Source organism: Holzapfeliella sp. JNUCC 80 (assembly GCF_053667655.1).
Genome location: NZ_CM132205.1, coordinates 219,275 through 238,742, shown reverse-complemented (window position 1 = coordinate 238,742; position 19,468 = coordinate 219,275). Strand labels below are relative to the sequence as shown.

The following is a 19,468-nucleotide window of genomic DNA, read 5'->3' as shown; positions in this document are numbered from 1 at the left end:
TCTTACTTTGATTGACTATTGTCTGAAATATCAAATATCACTTCATTTGGTTTTGAGTAAAGGTATTTATCTCGAACAACCTTTTGAAGATAGTCTGGATCACTTAATCTTTGTTCTTCATTAGCCAGCAAGTGCTGCTTTTGTAATAAAGTATCTAACTTTTGCTGGCTTTCTTCTGCTTGAACATTCAAATTGTGTGTATCCATTGTCATCTTAGTAATTTGCATCCCTGTTAATAACACAATGAACCCAAACAATGCCGCATATAAGCGACGTCTTCTAATATGAACCTTACGCTCATGGCGTTGTTTTTTGAAAACACTCTTTTCACTTGAAGCAATTTGATACGTGTGCTTAACTTTACGACCCATTTTATTTCCCCCTAATTAGTCAACTAATTCGTAAAGATCCTGTGCTTCAGCTTTTTTAGTTGTTTCTAACAAGTTTAAAATACGAGCCTTAATCGTACGGTTACCAAAGCTCACTTCTAAAATATCGCCAATTTGAACTTTGGTTGAGGATTTAATTGTTTTGTCGTTAACCTTAATACGACCTTGGTCAGCCATTTCCTTTGCGATAGTTCTTCTTTTAATAATTCTTGATACTTTCAAAAAACGGTCAATTCTCATGAGGTAGTCTCCTTTTCCTTTAACAAATCAGATGCCGCACTTAAAAATGAACTTAATTCAGTTATCCATTTTCTAACCGGCATATCTTTTGTTGTCATTAAACTAATTTGTAATTCTTGTTTTTTATTTAGCGCAACTTTAGCTTTTAATGTCGTTTCACTAAGTGCTTTAAAGGCTTTTGCTCCCTTTAAAATTTCTGTTGCTTTGACATCAAAGGTTACTGTCAATTGCAATCCTTGTTGCCTGATTAATTTAACTTGGGCTTGATCAGCTAATAATTTTAACTCAGCAATTTGAAGTAAATGCTCAACCGCTTCTGGATAGTCACCAAAACGATCCAGTAATTCATCTTCAATCTTTGGTATCTCATCGCTTGAATCAATCATCTTAATGCGCTTATAAATTTCAATTTTTTGCGGTTGATCCACAATATAATCATCTGGAATATACGCCTGCAAATCAAGATTAATAACAGCATCTGTCGTCTTGATTGCTTTTTTGTTGCCTTGGCGTTTTTTAACGGCTTCTTCAAGCATTTGTGAGTAAAGGTCAAATCCAACAGCATCAATAAATCCGTGCTGTTGCTTCCCTAACATGTTACCGGCTCCACGAATAGATAAGTCACGCATAGCTATCTTAAATCCTGAACCTAACTCCGTAAAGTCTTTAATGGCTTCTAAACGTTTTTGACCCACTTCAGTTAAGACTTTATTTTCTTGATAAAGCAAGTAAGCATATGCTAAACGATTTGAACGACCCACACGGCCACGCAATTGATATAGCTGTGATAGTCCGTAATAATCGGCGTTTTCCACAATCAACGTATTGGCATTAGGTAAATCGACACCTGTTTCAATAATTGTTGTGGTAACCAACACATCATACTCACCATTAATAAAGTCCATCATGACGTTTTCTAGTTGGTGTTCGCTCATTTGACCATGAATATACCCAACTCGTGACTCTGGCACAAGCTGTTGTAAGTAGAAAACCACACTTTCAATATCTTCAACACGATTATGCAGATAAAAGACCTGCCCATCACGTCTCATTTCACGTAAGATAGCTTCTTTTATCACACTTTCGTTTTGCTCCATCACGTAAGTTTGGATAGGGAAACGGTTAGTTGGTGCAGTTTCAATAACAGACAAGTCTCTCACCCCAACCATCGACATGTGAAGTGTTCTTGGAATTGGGGTAGCTGTTAAGGTTAACACATCGACTTGTGCTTTTAACGCTTTAAGGCGTTCTTTATGTTTTACACCAAAACGTTGTTCTTCATCCACAATCAACAAACCCAGATCTTTGAACTTAATATCTTGTGATAACAAACGGTGAGTTCCTACAAGAATATCAATTTGTCCTTCTTTAAGATGTTCGATAATCTCTTTGACTTGTTTAGCTGTTTGAAAACGAGAAACAACGGCAATATTAACAGGAAAGTCTCTGAATCGTTCCAACATGTTTTCATAATGCTGTTGCGCCAAAATAGTTGTTGGTACCAAAAAGGCCACTTGCTTATTATCTTGTACAGCTTTAAATGCTGCTCGAACAGCTACTTCAGTCTTACCAAACCCAACATCTCCGACCAACAATCGATCCATTGGTCGTGTTTTTTCCATATCTTGTTTGATTTCATTGATACTACGGATTTGATCGCCTGTTTCCACATAAGGAAAGGCTGATTCAAAATCTCGTTGCATTTGCGTATCTGGTGAAAAAGCAAAGCCTTTTTCACTTTCACGTTGCGCATATAGTTCAATCAACTCATCGGCAATATCTTCAATTTTAGCTGCAACACTACGCTTTGTCTTTGCCCATTCACTACTACCTAGTTTATTAATCTTGGGGCTTTTTCCTTCAGCTGCAACGTATTTTTGAACAAGTTTTAGCTGATCAGCTGGTACAAACAATTGATCGCCCTTTTGATAGGTAATCGTAATGTAGTCTTTTGGTACATCGTTTGTAACAAGTGTTTGAATTCCTTCAAATCGCCCAATCCCGTGATTAACATGAACAACATAGTCACCAGGTTTTAGCTCACTATAATTTTTGATTCGTTGCGCATTCTCAATTTTTTCAACACGTTGGCGCTTCTTTTTGGGTTTTGCATTAAACAATTCTCGCTCAGTCAGATAGACAAAGCGTTGATTAGTTAAAATAAAACCATGAGGCAACTCTCCCACGATTAACTGTGTTTGATTAGCCCTAATATCACCATTTGAGTGTAAGCTAATCGTGATTTCAAAATCTTCAAAGGTCTGTGCTAATTTTTTAGCACGATCTTCACTATCAGCTTGTATCACAACCGTTTGTTCTTGTAACTGATAGCGTTCTATTTCAGTTTTAATCAGTGGCATCTGAGAGAAGTATTGTTGCGGAATTTGTGTTTTGTAGTCACAAATCTGGTCTAATTTTAGTCGACCCATCCCTCTTTGAAAGAGAGATAACAACAATTGGGGATGCTTATCTTGATTGAAACTATCGAAAAATGTCCACTTCTGATTTTGTGACGCTAACCAGCGTTTTTCATTTGATTCTTGCGTTTGATATTGCTCGTTTAATAAATTGTTTTCACGAACATTATCATTGATAGCAGGCAAGTCATTTAAAACAACTAGCCCGTCTTTAACTAGATAATCAAGCAGCCTAAATTGATTTTCTTGAAGATAATTCATATAAAAACTAATTTTTTCTGGCAAAATACCATCAAGTAATAAATCTCTTGCTTGCTTTTGATCTAGATATTCATCTTCACCCTGACTATCAGCTAATTCTTCAGCTAACTTTTGCCCCGCTTGTTTTAATTGGTTGATTTCAAAAACGCGATCTTTAGCTGGTAACAAATCGACTTCATCTTTTGTTGTTAAACTGCGTTGTGTTTCAACATCAAATAACTTAATGGTTTCTAAACTATCACCAAAAAATTCTAGTCGTAAAGGCTGAGCTTGAGTTAGTGGATAAATATCTAAAATATCCCCTCTTAAAGCAAACTCACCTGTTTTAACTACCATTTGATCTCGTTTATAACGACTTTTAACTAACCACTCTTTTAACTCATCTAATGGATAATCTTGATCAACAACTAAATGATAACTAGATTTAGCAAATTCTTCTGGACTTGTTAGTGGATAAGCTAAAGATTGTGGTGTTGTTACCACAATACCTGCTTTTTGAGTCGTCAAAAAATTAAGGGCTTCAATTCGACTTGTGAGTTCTTCAGTTGACGAGATTGCACCCTGAGTTGCAATTAAAGGGTCAACATCAAAATAATGTAGACTGTCATCATTCATAATGGCAGAAAGACTTTGATATAACCCAGCTGCTTTATGAGTCGATTCCATTACAACTAAAAGTGGCTGTTCAACTTGTTGCAAAATAGCCTTCAAAAAGATTGGCTGAGCATTTGGATTAACCCCTGTCAGTAACGAACGACTCGATGTTTTAGCTTGGTTAACAAACTCAATAAAGGGGGCACTTTTATTAATAAAATCAACAATTTTCACAATTCAAAACCCCTTTTCTTTTTGACTAATTGTATTTATTCATTAATTTGTTTAATGGTTCTCCTGCGACGAATTTTTCTAAAATTTCAACAACTGTTTCTAGTGCATCGTCAATTGCTTTAGCGTCTTCGCCAGTAAATGGGCTCAATACCCAGTTAACAACTGTTGCGTTTTCGGGATGCTTAATACCCACTTTTAATCTTGGAAAAGATTTTGTTCCTAAGCCATTAATAATGCTTTTAATCCCATTATGACCACCAGCAGATCCTGATTGACGCAATCTGATTTTGGCCATAGGTAAATCCATATCATCTTGAATCACTAAAATATCTTCTGGGTCAACTTTAAAAAAGTGTGCCAATTGTGAGACATGACGCCCAGATTCATTCATATAAGTTAACGGTTCCGCCAAGATTACTGACTCTCCGTTAATCACTGTTTTAGTAAAACTTCCCATGAATTTTTCACTGTCTAAGTTTAGTTGGTGACTATCGCAGAATTTATCAATAGCCATAAATCCAACATTATGTTTTGTCTTTTGGTATTTCTTTCCTGGGTTACCTAACCCAACAATTAATTTCATATTTGTCAAAATCCTTTATCTTCTATATATCATAACTGCTTAAAATTATAGCATAATTTATAATTCGATTATATTAACACCAATGCTTTAAAATAATTTCAAAAAATTTTAAAAAAAATTTTTATATGCAGATAGGATTTTTAAAATATGTTATTATATAGATGAATAAATAATTATTACTCGAAAGGATGATTAATCTTGGCAACACAAACAGAACGTCAAAAAGTTATTCTTGTTGGTGACGGTGCAGTAGGTTCAAGTTACGCTTACTCAATGGTAAACCAAGGGATTGCTCAAGAAATCGGTATCGTAGATATCGCTAAAGACAAAACTAAAGGGGATGCCATCGATTTATCTGATGCCTTAGCATACACAGCTCCTAAAACAATTTACTCTGCTGAATATTCAGATGCAAAAGATGCAGACTTAGTTGTTATTACAGCTGGTGCTCCTCAAAAACCAGGTGAAACTCGTTTAGATCTTGTAAGTAAAAACTTAAAGATTTTGAAATCAATCGTTGATCCTATCGTTGAATCAGGTTTTGATGGACTATTCCTAGTTGCAGCTAACCCTGTTGATATCTTGACATACGCTACATGGAAACTTTCAGGTTTCCCTAAAGAACGCGTTATTGGTTCAGGTACATCTCTAGATAGTGCTCGTCTACGTCAAAGAATCGGTGACATGATGAACGTTAACCCTCAATCAGTTCACGCTTACATGTTAGGTGAACACGGTGATACAGAATTCGTTGCTTGGTCACACGCAAATGTTGGTGGCGTTAAAGTTACTGACTGGGTTAAAGCTCAAAACGACATCGAAGAAAGTCGTTTAACAGAAATCTACGAAGATGTTCGTGATGCAGCATACAAAATCATTAACATGAAAGGTGCTACATTCTACGGAATTGGTGCTTCATTAGCTCGTATTACTAAAGCTATCTTCAATGACGAAAACTCAGTATTACCTCTTTCAGTATTCATGGAAGGTCAATACGGCGTTAACGATATCTTTATCGGTGCTCCAGCAGTTATCGGACGTAAAGGTATCAAACAAATCATTGAAATGCCTCTAGATGACGAAGAATCACAAAACATGCATGCTTCAGCTAAACAATTGAAAGAAATTGTTGAAAAAGGTTTCGCTGAAACAGGTATCGAAGGTCGTCAATAATCTTAAATTAAAGATTTAAAAAATAGCCAAGTCTAGTACTTGGCTATTTTTTTGTGTTTTTCGCTTGCTTTTAATCATAACATCCCCTATATTTAATGGTAGACTCATTTATCATTAATACAAATTGTGTTAAGCTTTGTCTTATCTACAAAGAAGTATGAAAGGAGCTATTATGCTTTTAAAATCTCTTGTCTTAAAGAAGGAATTTTTAACTACAATCAACGAAAAAGCAACGCTTGAAGAAGCTTTAGCTATTCTTGAAGAATCCGGCTATCGTTGTGTGCCAATTGTGGATGATTCCGGTAAAATATTCCGAGGTAACATTTATAAAATGCACATCTATCGCCACAAGTCTCGTGGTGGTGATATGACATTACCTGTTACTCACCTACTAAAAAATGCGACAAAAACAATCCAAGTGAACTCACCGTTCTTCCAAATCTTTTTCAACATTAAGGATTTACCTTACATTGCTGTTTTAGATGAAGAAAATCACTTTTACGGTATTTTGACTCACGCAAAATTGCTTAGCATGCTATCTGATGCTTGGAATATTCACGTTGGAAGTTACGTATTGACTATTTTATCAGCTGGTGAGCAAGGTGAACTAGCCAAAATGACCAAAATTGTTTCAAAATATTGTTCAATCGCGGGTTGTGTTGTGCTAGACGCTAACAAAAACGACTTGATTAGAAGAACGTTGATTACCTTACCTGCTGGGATTACAACTGATAAACTAGATATCATTATTGATAAACTAGAGAAAAAAGGATTCGCTGTACCAAGTGTTGAAGACCTTCAAACTGGTCAAACAATTCGCGACAATGAAATTTCACCTGATGAAATTACAGAAGATAACTAAAAAATCGCCTAGAAATTAATCTAGGCGATTTTTTTATGTTTATTTTACTTTAACTTTTTTAGAAAACGAAGGACTTTCAAGACCAATACTAATTGATAGTGCTTGGTTCACTTCTTGCATTTTATCATCTGAAAGTTCAGCAACCAGATCTTTTAGTCTTGTTTTATCAATCGTCCGAATTTGTTCAAGTAAAATGACCGAAGGATAGTCAATTTTGCCTTGCGGTTCAAAAGCGATATGTGTTGGCATTTTTGGTTTTTGAATCCTTGTCGTAATTGCTGCGACAATAACTGTTGGGCTATAGCGATTTCCAATATCATTTTGGATAATCAAAACCGGTCTAAGTCCACCCTGTTCACTACCTACAACAGGTGACAGTTCGGCATAGTAAACATCCCCCCGTTTGATATGTTTAGCCATCCTAATCTTCCTTTGCTTTTATCATCATCGGTTGGGACTATAATTCAACATCTAGTTCTTTTTCACAAGCATCAAACTCGTGACAAATCTCACGATTAATTTTACCCATTTGTTGATAACCTTTAGCAAATTCCGAAACAACTGGTTCGTGGTTTGCCAAGTATTCTTCAATGGCTAACCGCATAAATTTGTCATTACTCATTTGATGAGAATCGCAATAAATATTCATTGCACCTTGCCAAGATTGATCAATTTCAATCGAAATAGCACGTGTATCCGACATCATATTACTCCTTTTACTCCGATTCTATACTGTTATGGTATACCCTTTTTAAGCGTGGCGTCAAACCACAAATCACTTCATAGTGAATTGTGTCTAAATAATTAGCTACTTTTGTGACGCTATTTGGTTCAGATGGATCATCAGAAATCAGTGTGACCTTAGTTCCTACAGGATGAGGCTTGCTTAATTTAACCATGAATTGATCCATACATACTCGACCAACAACTGGACAATATTCATCACCAACTTTAACTTTGAAGCCCTGCATTTTTCGTGACCACCCATCAGCGTAACCCACCGGAATAGTTCCTATCCACTGATTTTCATCAGCTTTATAAGTAGCGCCATAACTAACACCCATTTCTGGCGTGATTTCTTTGACAAAAACAAGTTCACTCGTTAAAGATAATGCAGGAGTTAAAGTATAGGGTAACGCCAAGTCAGGCGCGCTTGGGCTACTTGAGGGATTTAAGCCATACAACCCAATGCCAATTCTGACCATATTGCCATGCACGTCATGATGAAACAAACTAGTTGCACTATTAGTCATATGAATATATTTTGGCTTAAGACTCAATTCTTTTTTAACTGCGTTAAAGCGACTTACTTGATAATTAAAATAAGTATCATCAGCTTCATCAGCTGTTGCAAAATGCGTAAATAGACCTTCAACTTCAAAATTAGCCTGATGATTCATCAAATAACTTTCGATTTCAGGCATTTGACTCGCATCCATGAATCCAATACGCCCCATACCTGAATCAACAGCTAAATGAATCTTGAGCTGTTGAGATGATTTTAGATAACTCGCAGCTTGTTGTAACCAGTCAAGGTCACCAACAGGCAGTGAGATGTCGTATTCAGCAGCCAACAAAGCCAGACTAGGTTCTTGTATACCTAACACTAAAATAGGACATAAAATACCTTGTCTTCTCAATTCAATTGCTTCATCAATCATCGCTACACAAAGTCCTTTTGCACCTGCCTGCAAAACAGCCTGTGCAACTGGAACCATACCATGACCATAACCATTGGCTTTGACAACACCAAATACTTCTACATTCGAATCGAAAGATTCAATTTGTTGTTTAACATTTTGTTTAATTGCTCCAAGATTAACATTCACTTGTGCGTGTCGATTAGCTGCAATTATCATTTAAATCCTCCAAAATAACTTGTGATATCACATCGGTGTGTGAGTGAGAGATAGAAACATGAATTTTTTTAGTGAAATTTTTGACAGTTGTAATGGGTTTGCCTCGCTGATCACTAAGCGTTTCAATATCTTGAAGCCTCACTTTGCCTATCCCTGTGCCATAGGCTTTTGAAAAAGATTCCTTAACAGAAAAACGTCCTGCTAAATAACGGATTTTTTCTTTTTCGGTACAAGTCATAAATTTTTTATATTCATTTGTTGTTAAAATTCGTTTTGCAAAACGAGCATTACGCTGATAAGCTCGTTCAATTCGTTCGAGCGGTGTAATATCAATGCCTAATCCAATAATCATTTTGGCAAAAGCCTTCCTTCTTACACAAATTCAATACTAAACTAAAAAAGAATTGGAAATAACTTCCAATTCTTTTCTTAATTATTTTTTACGGATTGTAAAGTTACCGCTTTTTGATTGATTTTGATTTTTTTTGTGGTTGCCACCATTGCCGTTTCCGCCACGGCGGTCATTGTTACGGCGATCGTTGTTACGATTACGGTTACCACCGCGATTACGGTCTCCACCACGACGATCATTGTTACGACGACGGCCACCGTTGTTATTGCGACGACGGTTACCACCACGACCACCACCACGGTTTTTGTTTGGTAATGGACGTTCTGAAGTAATCTTAACAGGAACATCTGATGGGTCTTTAGTTACTTCTTTAAGTAAAGCAGAAACTAATTCTTTTGCATCGTATTCTGTTAATAATTGATCAGCACTTTCTTCATATTTTGAAAGGCTCTTAGCATTACCAAGTAATGATTTAATGTGATCCAATGATTTATCTAGTTGACCTTTGAAGGCTTCTTCTTCTGAAGGTGGTGCTAGAGGTAATACTTTTTTCTTAGTTAAGTTTTCGATAGAGCGTAAGTAACTCATTTCGTTAGCTGTAACAAAAGTTACACTCACACCATCTTTACCAGCACGACCTGTACGACCGATACGGTGAACATAGCTTTCTGGGTCTTGAGGAATATCATAGTTGTAAACGTGAGTTACACCTGAAACATCTAATCCACGAGCAGCTACGTCAGTTGCAACTAAGATATCAAGTTTTCCTGCTTTAAATTGACGTAAAACAGACATACGTTTTTGTTGTGATAAATCACCATGGATTCCTTCAGCGTTAAAACCACGCAATTGTAATCCCTTAGTTAATTCATCAACACGACGTTTTGTACGACCGAATAAAACAGTCAATTCTGGGTTTTGAACATCGAATAAACGTGTCATGATATCGAATTTTTCAAATTCTTTACAACGAATATAGTGTTGTTCAATTTTATCAGCAGTTAAGTTCTTTGATTTTACTTGCACAATTTCAGGGTCTTGCATGAATTTTTCTGCAATTCGCATGATTGGTTTTGGCATTGTAGCTGAGAATAGTAAAGTTTGGTGCTTGCTTGGTACATTGCTTAAGATACTTTCGATATCTTCCACAAATCCCATGTCTAGCATTTCATCAGCTTCGTCTAACACAACGTGTTGGACTTGACTTAAATCAACTGTACGACGTTTAATGTGGTCAAGTAAACGTCCTGGAGTACCTACCAAAATATCAGGTGCTTGTTTTAGTGAACGGATTTGACGTGAAATGTCTGATCCACCATAAACAACTTGCACACGTGCTTTGTTGTCGCGACCTAAGCGGTAAAGTTCTTCTTGTGTTTGGATTGCTAATTCACGTGTTGGTGAGATAACAATAGCTTGTACTTTACCTGCATGAGGTTTTAGTTCTTGTAATACAGGTAAACCAAAAGCAGCTGTTTTACCTGTACCTGTTTGAGCTTGGCCGATAACGTCTTTTCCTTCTAATACTAAAGGAATTGTTTGGGCTTGGATTGGTGTTGCTTCTTCAAATCCAGCACGCTTAATAGATTGTAGTATCTCCGAGTTCAAATTTAATTCATCAAATTTCAAAAAATATCCTCCTAATTTGGCTACTTTTTTATAAAAGTGCCTGTAAAACTTCACTCAAATGCAACCCATGGCTACCTTTTAATAGAACAAGGTCACCTGCATGAATAGTTGCTTGTAAATCCTGAATTAATTGTTGCTTATGATCAATGTCATAGTAGTGCAAGTCGGTTTCAGGATAAATTTTGATTAGCTGATTATATAAATTAGCCATTAAGGGGCCATATAAATAAACCTGGTTAATGGCGTCTTTTGAAAACGCGGTCACAAGGTTCGCGTGTAGTTCTGGGCCTTGTTCACCCAATTCAAGCATATCAGCTAACACAACAATGCGTTGGTTAGTTTCATCAGCTAATGAAACGTTAGAAAAAGCACTTAACGAAGCTCTGGTAGCGGTTGGATTAGAGTTGTAAATATCACTCATAATCTCTTCTCCTGCATCCCCTTCTAACCACTGCATACGGTCTTTAGTCAAATTAAAATGACTCAACGCGTCTTGCATATTTGAAGGTTCAATTTGCAGTACTTCACCCACAACAATCGCAGCTAGTGCATTGGATACATTATGTTTACCAATTACAGGTAAAGTAAAGTTAATATCTTCATCAAGGTTGGTTTGGAACTTCATTTGCTTTTGCTTTGTTTCAACATTTGTTGCATAAAGATGGTTGGTATTTTCAAAACCAAAAGTTAATTTATCTTGTTCGATGTTTTGCGCTAAGTTATTAAGCAAAGGCTCATCACCGTTATAAATTAAGTAGCCATCTTCTTTTAAGTAAGAAGTAATTTCCATTTTGGCTTGCGCGATTTTTTCACGTGTTCCAAAAAATTCAAGATGCGCTTCTCCTATCATCGTAATCACAGCAACATCTGGAGAAGCAATTTGGCTAAGTTGAGTTAGCTGACCTGGACGGTCCATCCCCATTTCACACACTAACATTTCGGTATTAATCTTCATATTCAAAATGGTCATGGGAACCCCAATCTCATTGTTAAAGTTACCTTCTGTTGCGTGAACGTTAAACTGTGTCGACAAAACATCACGAATCATATCTTTTGTTGTCGTTTTTCCATTGCTACCTGTAACAGCAACAACTTTTGGATTAACTTTTTGTAAATAATATTTCGCTAATTTTTGAAGAGCTGCCAGACAATCATCCACTTTTAAAACAGCTAGTCCCAAATCTTCTGGGATTTCGTGATCTGTTTGCCAAAGTGTTGCAATTGCACCAGAATCCTTTGCGGCAAATACAAAGTCATGACCATCTCGCTCACCAATAATTGGCACGAATAACGCATTTTCGTTAATTAGACGGCTATCAAATTGTACCTCTGTGATTTCAACATCCTGGTTGGAATCAATTGTTGCATCGATTGCTTTAGCAATCTCTGAAAGCATCATTTTCATTTAAAAACTCCTGAACTAGTGAAAAATAAAAATTGCACATCGTTCATTATACTGCGTTTAGTAAGTAATTAAAAGCACTATCTTATTTTACTGTTGTTATTTGTCTAATAAAAGCAGTAGAATAGTACTATTAATTATTTTGATAAGGAGGATTATAAATGTCTGAGAGTCTGACACAATCCTACGACCCTAATTGGCGACGGAATCTGAAAGTATTATGGTTCGGTTGTTTCATGGTCGGAATGGGATTTAGTATTATTGTACCGTTTATGAGTTTGTATATTGATACCTTAGGTGATTTTTCACAATCTCAATTAAGTTTTTGGAGTGGGATTACCATTTCATCAACCTTCTTAGTTATGGCACTAGTTTCACCCATCTGGGGTAAGCTAGCCGATACAAAAGGGCGACGATTAATGTTGCTTAGAGCTTCTCTTGGAATGAGCGTTATCATCGCTTTAATGGGAGTCGTTTCAAATGTTCAACAACTTGTTATCTTGCGATTACTTCAAGGTGTTTTTTCTGGTTATGTCAGTAATGCTAATGCTTTGATTGCAACGACCGTCCCAAAAGAAAAATCGGGGCAAGCACTAGGAACGCTGACAACTGGTGTAGTTTCAGGAACACTACTAGGTCCTTTATTTGGTGGGGTCATTGCCCAAGCCTTTTCATATCGGATTACATTCTTTATCACTGGGACACTGCTATTTATTGTTTTCTTTTTAACTGTCTTTTTAGTTAAAGAAGATTTCAAACCTATCTCCCAAGAACAAAGAAAACTGAACATCCGTAAAATTTTTCAAAACCTACCTTATCCTAAATTGATTTTGGGTATGTTTGTGACAACTTTAATCATTCAAGCTTCTAATAACTCAGTTAACCCTATTTTGAGTTTATATGTTAAGCAGTTGTTAAATAACGGAGGCGCTGTGGCGATTGTCAGCGGGGTTGTCGCGGCTCTTCCTGGGGTAGCCACGCTGGTGGCAGCACCACTTTTTGGCCGACTCGGGGATAAAATTGGAACCCAAAAAATATTAATCGGCGGGATTATTTTTGCCTTAATCCTCTACGTTCCACAAGCCTTTGTACATAATGTTTGGCAACTAGGCATACTGCGATTACTGGTCGGAATTTCTGATGCTGCAATGTTACCACAAGTTCAAACCCTACTTGCTAAATATTCACCGCATGAGGTTTCTGGTCGGATTTTTAGTTATAATCAATCCTTCCAGGCCATGGGAAATGTTGCCGGGCCTTTAATTGGTTCGTTTGTTTCAAGTAGTTTTGGTTATCCTGGCGTTTTCTTATCCACAAGTTTACTTGTTTTAATTAACTTGATTTGGGTAACAATTAACACGCGGGAATTACGGCGTGATCAAGCAGAATAATTTTGAATATAAAAAAACACGTTCTTTAATAAGAACGTGTTTTTTTGTTCGGTTTTCAGAATTAACCTTTGATACCGTATTTTTTGTTGAAACGATCCACACGACCATCTGCTTGAGTGAATTTTTGTTTACCTGTGTAGAATGGGTGTGAGTCTGATGTGATTTCCATACGAATTAGAGGGTATGTTTTACCTTCAAATTCAACAGTTTCATCAGAATTTTTTGTTGAACCAGAAACAAATTTGAAACCTGTTGCTGAGTCCATAAATACGACTTCGTGGTATTCTGGGTGAATGCTTTTCTTCATAGCTCATTTCTCCTTTGCCCTAGTTTGTGTGCCAAACTAGAGATAATTATTACAACAATAAATATTAACATCTCTTAAAAAAAAATGCAAAGCATCTTTTTTTAATCATCTTCGCAAACTGTAACATCTGCACCTAGCAAACGCAACTTCTCTTCAACACGGTCATAACCGCGTAAAATATTATCAGCGTTATGAATAACTGTCTGACCCTCAGCCATTAATCCCGCTAACATCAGTGAAGCACCGGCACGAATTTCATCAGCAATTACTTCTGCACCAGTTAGTCTTGAACCCGGGTGAACTAAGATGATATCGTTTTCAACTTTAATCTTAGCGCCCATTTTGTTTAATTCACGAATGTGTTTAACTCGTTTTGGATAAATGGTATCAATCACAACACCTTCACCACTTTTAGCTGAAATCAACAGCGGTGTAATTGGTTGTTGTAAGTCTGTCGCAAATCCTGGGTAAGGCATCGTTTTGACTTGAATCATACTCAAATCCCCAGAAGGATAAACATAAATTGAATCTTCATTCACATCCATATTAACGCCCATTGCTTCTACCTTAGCTAAGAACGAATCTAAATGTTCGCTGATGATATTATGCAAGCAAACACCATCACCAATACAAGCTGCTAAAGAAAGATATGTTCCGGCTTCAATACGATCTGGAATGATAGTGTGTGCATTTTTAGCTTCTAGCTTTTCGACACCCTCAATACGAATTGTATCAGTTCCAGCACCACGGATTTTAGCTCCCATGTTATTTAGGAAAGTCGCCAAATCAATGATTTCTGGTTCTTTTGCAGCGTTTTCTAAAACAGTTTTACCTGTAGCTGTTACGGCCGCCAAAATAATATTAACGGTTGCACCTACAGAAGTCATATCAAGTGTGATATGTGCCCCTTTTAGACCTTCTTTTGGTGCGGATACAACGATTTCACCAGCCACATTTTCAACTTTTGCCCCTAAACATTCCATCCCTTTAAAATGTTGATCGATTGGTCTTGGACCAATGTCATCTCCTCCAGGAAACGCAACGCTTGCGCGACCAAATCTGCCGAGTAAAGCTCCCATAAAGTAATAAGAAGCGCGTAAACTCTTGATTTTACCATGTGGTAACGGTCTTAATTCGATATTGGTTGGGTCAATGGTTAAAGTTGTTTGTTCAAAATCACTGGTGACGTTCATATCCATTAACAATGACATTAAATTGTCAACATCTTGAATACGGGGAACAGACTCTAAGACAACAGGCGTGTGTGACAAAATAGCCGCAGGGATTAATGCTACTGTACTATTTTTGGCACCGCCAATGTAAACATCGCCTTTTAACGCCTTTCCGCCATTGATTATCATTTTTTTCATTAGGAAGAACGTCCTTTAACTATTATTACCATGCTGTCATATAATTGATGACGCACGTTACTTTAATGTTATAAGAAAAACGCAAAAATTACAAGATATTAACGACAAGTATTACCACGGATATAAAAAAAGTTGTCGAAATCGACAACTTTTTAATGTAACTTTAAATATCAACTTCATCTAAGCCAGAAGCTGCCTTAATGAATGCTTTAAATAGTCCTTCAGGACGGTTTGGTCTTGACATAAATTCAGGGTGGTATTGTGCTGCAACGTGGAACTTGTTGCCTGGAACTTCCACAATTTCAACCAAACGGTTGTCTGGAGATGTTCCTGAAAATACCAAGCCTTTTTCGCCAAGTAGGTCACGATATTCATTGTTGAATTCGTAACGGTGACGGTGACGTTCTTGAATAACATCTTGATTATCGTAAGCTTCAGCAGTTTTTGTTCCAGGTTTTAACTTAGCTGAATATAGACCAAGGCGAAGTGTTCCACCAATGTTTTCTTGATCTTTTTGGTCAGCCATTAAATCGATAATGTTATCTTCAATATCAAAATCAACTTCTGCTGTATTAGCACCTTTTAGACCCGCAACATTACGTGCAAATTCAACACTAGCCATTTGCATTCCTAAACAAATACCAAAGAATGGAATGTCGTTTTCACGAGCGTATTGAATAGATTCAATCATACCTTCAAGACCACGTGTACCAAAACCACCAGGAACAATTAATCCGTCTGTTCCGTTTAAATAATCGGCAACATTTTCTTTTGTGATGTCTTCGGCTTGAACTTTTTTGATTTCAATATCTGAATCAAAAGCGTATCCAGCATGTTTCAAAGCTTCAGAAACAGAAATGTAAGCATCTTGCAATTCAACATATTTACCAACTAAAGTAATCGTTGTTTTGTGTTTCAAGTTTTGAACACGGTTAAGTAAGGCTTTCCATTCTGTCATATCTGCTTCAGGTGCATCAAGATGTAAGAAATCTAGTACAACTTGATCCATGTTTTGTGCTTGTAAGTTTAATGGAATTTGATAAAGGTTATCCACATCAACAGATTCAACAACTGCTTCAACTGGCACATCAGTCATGTTTGCAATTTTGTCTTTCATTTCTTGTTCAACAGGACTTTCTGTTCTTAAAACAAGCATGTTAGGTTGGATACCAATACCACGAAGTTCTTTAACACTGTGTTGTGTTGGTTTTGTTTTCATTTCGCCAGCAGCTTTTAAATAAGGAATTAGAGTTGAGTGAATGTACATTACATTTTCAGAACCAACATCAGCTTTCATTTGTCTTAGTGCTTCTAAGAAAGGTGTTGATTCAATATCACCAACTGTTCCCCCGATTTCTGTGATGATAACATCAGAATCAGTTGTTGTTGCTGCACGCATAATTTTTTCTTTAATCATGTTAGTAATGTGGGGAATAACTTGGACTGTTGCACCATTGTATTCACCACGACGTTCTTTTTGTAGAACTTCAGTATATACTTTACCAGTTGTTACGTTTGAGTAACGGTTTAAATTGATATCAATAAAACGTTCGTAATGACCAAGATCTAAGTCAGTTTCTGCACCATCGTCAGTAACAAAAACTTCACCGTGTTGGTATGGACTCATTGTTCCAGGATCAATATTGATATAAGGATCAAATTTTTGCATTGTCACCTTTAATCCACGGTTCTTTAATAAACGTCCTAAGGAAGAAGCAATAATACCTTTTCCTAGGGATGAAACTACTCCACCTGTTACAAAAATATACTTGGTCATATAATCAATCTCCTTCTAAAAAAGTCAGGGAAAACAAAAATAGCTCCCTGAATATCAGGGAGCTGACGTATCTGTAAAGACGCCCAAAAAGTATATTACAAGATTTAAGTTAAAAAATCAAGTTAATAATTTGAATTATTCGTCTTCGTCATCATCATCTAAATCAGCTAATTTACCTTCAATACCGTCTGGCAATGTGTCTGATTTATCGTCGTCATCTAAGTCTTCAGAATCAAAATCTTCGTCTTCAACGTCTAATTCTTCATCTTCTGGATCATCAGAATCGTAATCGATAATATCTTCATCTTCAACAGCTGCTAGGAACGCATTAACCTTCTTAGGTTTACGATCACGAGTTGTCTCGTCATCATCTTCTGGGTGGTTAACTTCTTCATCAACGGAATCATATGGATACCAAGAACGTAGTGCCCATACATTTTCACCTAGTGAAATAAAGCTGCCATCGATATTTAAATCTGTATAAAATTGTGGTAAATCTTCACGAATTACTTCGTCACTTTTGTTTAAAAAGCGTTGAATTTCGTTTACTAAATCAGCAAAGGCCATTTTTTCGCCTCTTTGTTCCAAGATTGCATGTGCTACTTCAATCATTGAAAGTTCTTCTACGTTTTGGCCATTAAATACATCCAATTTCACGTGATGCACGTCCTTTCAAAAGTCTACTCTTCATAATACTAAACTATGCTTCAAAAATCAATTTTAACATATAATCCCCAACTTTTTGACCATGATTGAACAATTTATAGTCAATTTTGAGCATTTGTGAATCAATTGAAGCCTGGATTAAGTCTAATTGATCTGTTTCAACCGTAAATTCTAGTGGAAATCCCTGAGCTAAAAAGCTACCTGAGTGTGTTTTACCACGTTCAAAACGCAAACTTGACCCATTTTTATCATCAACAGTACGTGTCATTTCAACATAGGTACTAAAAATTCTAAATTCCACTTGAACACCTGATTCTTCTGCATAAGTCAAAACTTGTGAATCAGATACAATATCAAGCAATCCGGGAGCTTCATATTGATACGTCTCAACTTCACCTTCTTGGTGTACTTGCGTAATTAAAGATACTTGAACTTCTTTTGCCATTTTTTATCTTTCCTTTGTCCTGGTTTCTCCTTAGTTATATCAGACAACAGCCATCAAGTCTAACACTAAAATGATTTATCAAATTAATCTTAAAAATGTTAAAATAAAAATACTAATCTTAATTGTAACTATGCCTAATATAAAGGAGATTATCTCAATGAAATCTATCCAAAAACTACCACGTGAAAAAGTATTGCGCGACCCTGTACATAACTATATTCACGTTGAGTACCCATTTATTCTCGAACTTATTGATACGCGTGAATTCCAACGTCTACGTCGTATTCGTCAACTTGGCGGTGCTGCATTTACTTTCCATGGCGGTGAACATTCTCGCTTCACTCACTCACTTGGGGTTTATGAAGTAACACGTCAAATTGTGAATAACTTTAACCGTAACTACCCTTCAAAAGAAGCTGGAGACGGTCTTTGGGATGATAGCGAAAGCATTGTTGCTTTAGCTGCTGCCTTACTTCATGACGTGGGACATGGTGCTTATTCACACACATTTGAACATATTTTTCACACCGATCACGAGCAGTTCACACAAGAAATCATCACCTCTGAAAAAACAGAAATCAATCAAGTTTTGAAAAAGGTTAGTCCTGATTTCCCAGAAAAAGTTGCGAGTGTTATCAACAAGACTTATCCAAATCCTCAAGTTGTTCAAATGATTTCAAGCCAAATTGATGCAGACCGTATGGATTACTTGTTACGTGATGCGTACATGACCGGAACACAATATGGCATGTTTGATTTAACGCGTATTTTACGTGTGATGCGTCCTTATTCAGGTGGTATTACCTTTGAAAAAAATGGGATGCATGCTGTTGAAGATTACATCTTATCAAGATTTCAAATGTACCAACAAGTTTATTTCCACCCTGCTTCACGCGGAATGGAAGTTGTGTTAACTCACCTACTTGAACGTGCAAAATATGTTTATGAACAGGGTGAACTTCCTAAAAACAGTATGTCTGACTTACTTGTGCCATTTTTAGAACATAATTTCACACTTGAAGACTACTTAAACCTAGATGATGGTGTATTGAATGCTAATTTTTCGCTTTTACGCTACCATCATGATAAAATATTAAGTGATTTAGCAGGCAAATTCCTGGATCGCAAACCATTTAAATCTGTGCAGATTACCGACGAAAGCAAACCTCAAATCAAGTATTTGAAAGCTCTTGTTGAAAAAGCTGGGTTTAACTCTGATTATTACACGGCATTGAATGATAGTTTTGACTTGCCATACGATGCTTATCATCCTGATCAAAAGAAACCTAAAACACAGATTGAAATTATGGTTAGCGACTCCGACTGGATGGAGCTTTCTAAATTAAGTAAAATTGTTGAAGCTATTTCTGGTAAACAAGAAGGAGATGAACGCTTCTACTTTCCTCGAGTTATGATTAAGGGTGACTCGCAGGACCCAGAACTTCAAGAACTTTACGCCGAGTTTCAAAGTTACATAAAAAATGGTGAACTACTTACACAAAGGGAGGAAGCATAAT

General features: G+C 36.5%; 19 protein-coding genes. 4 read left to right on the top strand and 15 right to left on the bottom strand.

Going from position 1 to position 19,468, the window contains the following annotated elements:
- Window positions 1–2: 2 nt before the first annotated feature.
- The 4 genes from JNUCC80_RS01150 to pth are packed head-to-tail and all read right to left on the bottom strand — an operon-like array spanning window position 3 to window position 4,718.
- Window positions 3–371, bottom strand: a complete 369-nt coding sequence (locus JNUCC80_RS01150; protein ID WP_454143347.1) for an FtsB family cell division protein — start codon at window positions 369–371, stop codon at window positions 3–5.
- A gap of 15 nt (window positions 372–386) precedes the next feature.
- Window positions 387–629 (bottom strand): RNA-binding S4 domain-containing protein, encoded by a 243-nt coding sequence (locus tag JNUCC80_RS01145; protein WP_454143349.1) that lies wholly within the window; start codon window positions 627–629, stop codon window positions 387–389.
- Window positions 626–4,135: a transcription-repair coupling factor gene (gene mfd / locus JNUCC80_RS01140; RefSeq protein WP_454153066.1), complete on the bottom strand. Its 3,510-nt coding sequence runs from the start codon at window positions 4,133–4,135 to the stop codon at window positions 626–628. Before mfd ends, JNUCC80_RS01145 begins: the two co-directional genes overlap by 4 nt.
- A 25-nt stretch (window positions 4,136–4,160) precedes the next feature.
- On the bottom strand, window positions 4,161–4,718 hold the full coding sequence (gene pth / locus JNUCC80_RS01135; protein ID WP_454153065.1) for an aminoacyl-tRNA hydrolase: 558 nt from the start codon (window positions 4,716–4,718) through the stop codon (window positions 4,161–4,163).
- A 198-nt stretch (window positions 4,719–4,916) separates the two neighbouring features.
- Between pth and JNUCC80_RS01130 the strand changes: the two genes are divergently transcribed.
- Together JNUCC80_RS01130 and cbpA are read left to right on the top strand one after the other, a co-directional pair.
- Entirely contained in the window at window positions 4,917–5,891 is a 975-nt protein-coding gene (locus JNUCC80_RS01130) for an L-lactate dehydrogenase (protein WP_454143355.1), read from the top strand.
- Between the two features lie 172 nt (window positions 5,892–6,063).
- The gene (gene cbpA, locus JNUCC80_RS01125) at window positions 6,064–6,753 is read left to right on the top strand and encodes a cyclic di-AMP binding protein CbpA (protein WP_454143357.1); all 690 of its coding nucleotides are present in this window, start codon (window positions 6,064–6,066) and stop codon (window positions 6,751–6,753) included.
- A gap of 39 nt (window positions 6,754–6,792) precedes the next feature.
- Here cbpA and JNUCC80_RS01120 read toward each other — a convergent pair whose 3' ends face one another.
- The 6 genes from JNUCC80_RS01120 to JNUCC80_RS01095 form a co-directional block, all read right to left on the bottom strand.
- Window positions 6,793–7,173, bottom strand: coding sequence for a type II toxin-antitoxin system PemK/MazF family toxin (locus JNUCC80_RS01120; protein WP_454143359.1), 381 nt, complete (start codon window positions 7,171–7,173; stop codon window positions 6,793–6,795).
- A gap of 37 nt (window positions 7,174–7,210) precedes the next feature.
- Window positions 7,211–7,456, bottom strand: coding sequence for a hypothetical protein (locus JNUCC80_RS01115; RefSeq protein WP_454143361.1), 246 nt, complete (start codon window positions 7,454–7,456; stop codon window positions 7,211–7,213).
- Window positions 7,457–7,469: 13 nt separating this feature from the next.
- A complete protein-coding gene (gene alr, locus JNUCC80_RS01110; protein ID WP_454153064.1) occupies window positions 7,470–8,612 on the bottom strand; it encodes an alanine racemase in 1,143 nt (380 codons plus the stop codon).
- Window positions 8,596–8,964, bottom strand: coding sequence for a holo-ACP synthase (gene acpS, locus JNUCC80_RS01105; RefSeq protein ID WP_454143365.1), 369 nt, complete (start codon window positions 8,962–8,964; stop codon window positions 8,596–8,598). The genes alr and acpS overlap by 17 nt, the downstream gene beginning before the upstream one ends.
- Window positions 8,965–9,045: 81 nt before the next feature.
- Window positions 9,046–10,593 (bottom strand): DEAD/DEAH box helicase, encoded by a 1,548-nt coding sequence (locus JNUCC80_RS01100; protein ID WP_454153063.1) that lies wholly within the window; start codon window positions 10,591–10,593, stop codon window positions 9,046–9,048.
- 28 nt (window positions 10,594–10,621) lie between these two features.
- The gene (locus JNUCC80_RS01095; protein ID WP_454153062.1) at window positions 10,622–11,998 is read right to left on the bottom strand and encodes a UDP-N-acetylmuramoyl-tripeptide--D-alanyl-D-alanine ligase; all 1,377 of its coding nucleotides are present in this window, start codon (window positions 11,996–11,998) and stop codon (window positions 10,622–10,624) included.
- A 158-nt stretch (window positions 11,999–12,156) separates the two neighbouring features.
- Here JNUCC80_RS01095 and JNUCC80_RS01090 point away from each other — a divergent pair, with 158 nt between their 5' ends.
- A complete protein-coding gene (locus JNUCC80_RS01090; RefSeq protein WP_454153061.1) occupies window positions 12,157–13,386 on the top strand; it encodes a multidrug efflux MFS transporter in 1,230 nt (409 codons plus the stop codon).
- A 61-nt stretch (window positions 13,387–13,447) separates the two neighbouring features.
- Here JNUCC80_RS01090 and JNUCC80_RS01085 read toward each other — a convergent pair whose 3' ends face one another.
- From JNUCC80_RS01085 to JNUCC80_RS01065, 5 genes are all read right to left on the bottom strand, one after another.
- On the bottom strand, window positions 13,448–13,693 hold the full coding sequence (locus JNUCC80_RS01085) for a type B 50S ribosomal protein L31 (RefSeq protein WP_454143373.1): 246 nt from the start codon (window positions 13,691–13,693) through the stop codon (window positions 13,448–13,450).
- Between the two features lie 101 nt (window positions 13,694–13,794).
- Window positions 13,795–15,063: a UDP-N-acetylglucosamine 1-carboxyvinyltransferase gene (locus JNUCC80_RS01080; RefSeq protein ID WP_454153060.1), complete on the bottom strand. Its 1,269-nt coding sequence runs from the start codon at window positions 15,061–15,063 to the stop codon at window positions 13,795–13,797.
- A gap of 163 nt (window positions 15,064–15,226) precedes the next feature.
- Window positions 15,227–16,840, bottom strand: coding sequence for a CTP synthase (locus tag JNUCC80_RS01075; RefSeq protein WP_454153059.1), 1,614 nt, complete (start codon window positions 16,838–16,840; stop codon window positions 15,227–15,229).
- A gap of 135 nt (window positions 16,841–16,975) precedes the next feature.
- Complete coding sequence (rpoE, locus tag JNUCC80_RS01070; RefSeq protein ID WP_339968875.1) at window positions 16,976–17,497, bottom strand: DNA-directed RNA polymerase subunit delta; 522 nt, start codon at window positions 17,495–17,497, stop codon at window positions 16,976–16,978.
- 43 nt (window positions 17,498–17,540) lie between these two features.
- Entirely contained in the window at window positions 17,541–17,951 is a 411-nt protein-coding gene (locus JNUCC80_RS01065; protein WP_454153058.1) for a DUF1934 family protein, read from the bottom strand.
- A gap of 157 nt (window positions 17,952–18,108) precedes the next feature.
- Here JNUCC80_RS01065 and JNUCC80_RS01060 point away from each other — a divergent pair, with 157 nt between their 5' ends.
- On the top strand, window positions 18,109–19,467 hold the full coding sequence (locus JNUCC80_RS01060; protein WP_454153057.1) for an HD domain-containing protein: 1,359 nt from the start codon (window positions 18,109–18,111) through the stop codon (window positions 19,465–19,467).
- Window position 19,468 lies beyond the last annotated feature (1 nt).

Excerpts from the sequence above, each read along its gene's own strand:
- JNUCC80_RS01150 (WP_454143347.1), bottom strand. The coding sequence starts at position 371 with ATGGGTCGTAAAGTTAAGCACACGTATCAAATTGCTTCAAGTGAAAAG.
- JNUCC80_RS01145 (WP_454143349.1), bottom strand. The coding sequence starts at position 629 with ATGAGAATTGACCGTTTTTTGAAAGTATCAAGAATTATTAAAAGAAGA.
- pth (WP_454153065.1), bottom strand. The coding sequence starts at position 4,718 with ATGAAATTAATTGTTGGGTTAGGTAACCCAGGAAAGAAATACCAAAAG.
- cbpA (WP_454143357.1), top strand. The coding sequence starts at position 6,064 with ATGCTTTTAAAATCTCTTGTCTTAAAGAAGGAATTTTTAACTACAATC.
- JNUCC80_RS01120 (WP_454143359.1), bottom strand. The coding sequence starts at position 7,173 with ATGGCTAAACATATCAAACGGGGGGATGTTTACTATGCCGAACTGTCA.
- JNUCC80_RS01115 (WP_454143361.1), bottom strand. The coding sequence starts at position 7,456 with ATGTCGGATACACGTGCTATTTCGATTGAAATTGATCAATCTTGGCAA.
- alr (WP_454153064.1), bottom strand. The coding sequence starts at position 8,612 with ATGATAATTGCAGCTAATCGACACGCACAAGTGAATGTTAATCTTGGA.
- acpS (WP_454143365.1), bottom strand. The coding sequence starts at position 8,964 with ATGATTATTGGATTAGGCATTGATATTACACCGCTCGAACGAATTGAA.
- JNUCC80_RS01095 (WP_454153062.1), bottom strand. The coding sequence starts at position 11,998 with ATGAAAATGATGCTTTCAGAGATTGCTAAAGCAATCGATGCAACAATT.
- JNUCC80_RS01090 (WP_454153061.1), top strand. The coding sequence starts at position 12,157 with ATGTCTGAGAGTCTGACACAATCCTACGACCCTAATTGGCGACGGAAT.
- JNUCC80_RS01085 (WP_454143373.1), bottom strand. The coding sequence starts at position 13,693 with ATGAAGAAAAGCATTCACCCAGAATACCACGAAGTCGTATTTATGGAC.
- JNUCC80_RS01080 (WP_454153060.1), bottom strand. The coding sequence starts at position 15,063 with ATGAAAAAAATGATAATCAATGGCGGAAAGGCGTTAAAAGGCGATGTT.
- JNUCC80_RS01075 (WP_454153059.1), bottom strand. The coding sequence starts at position 16,840 with ATGACCAAGTATATTTTTGTAACAGGTGGAGTAGTTTCATCCCTAGGA.
- JNUCC80_RS01065 (WP_454153058.1), bottom strand. The coding sequence starts at position 17,951 with ATGGCAAAAGAAGTTCAAGTATCTTTAATTACGCAAGTACACCAAGAA.
- JNUCC80_RS01060 (WP_454153057.1), top strand. The coding sequence starts at position 18,109 with ATGAAATCTATCCAAAAACTACCACGTGAAAAAGTATTGCGCGACCCT.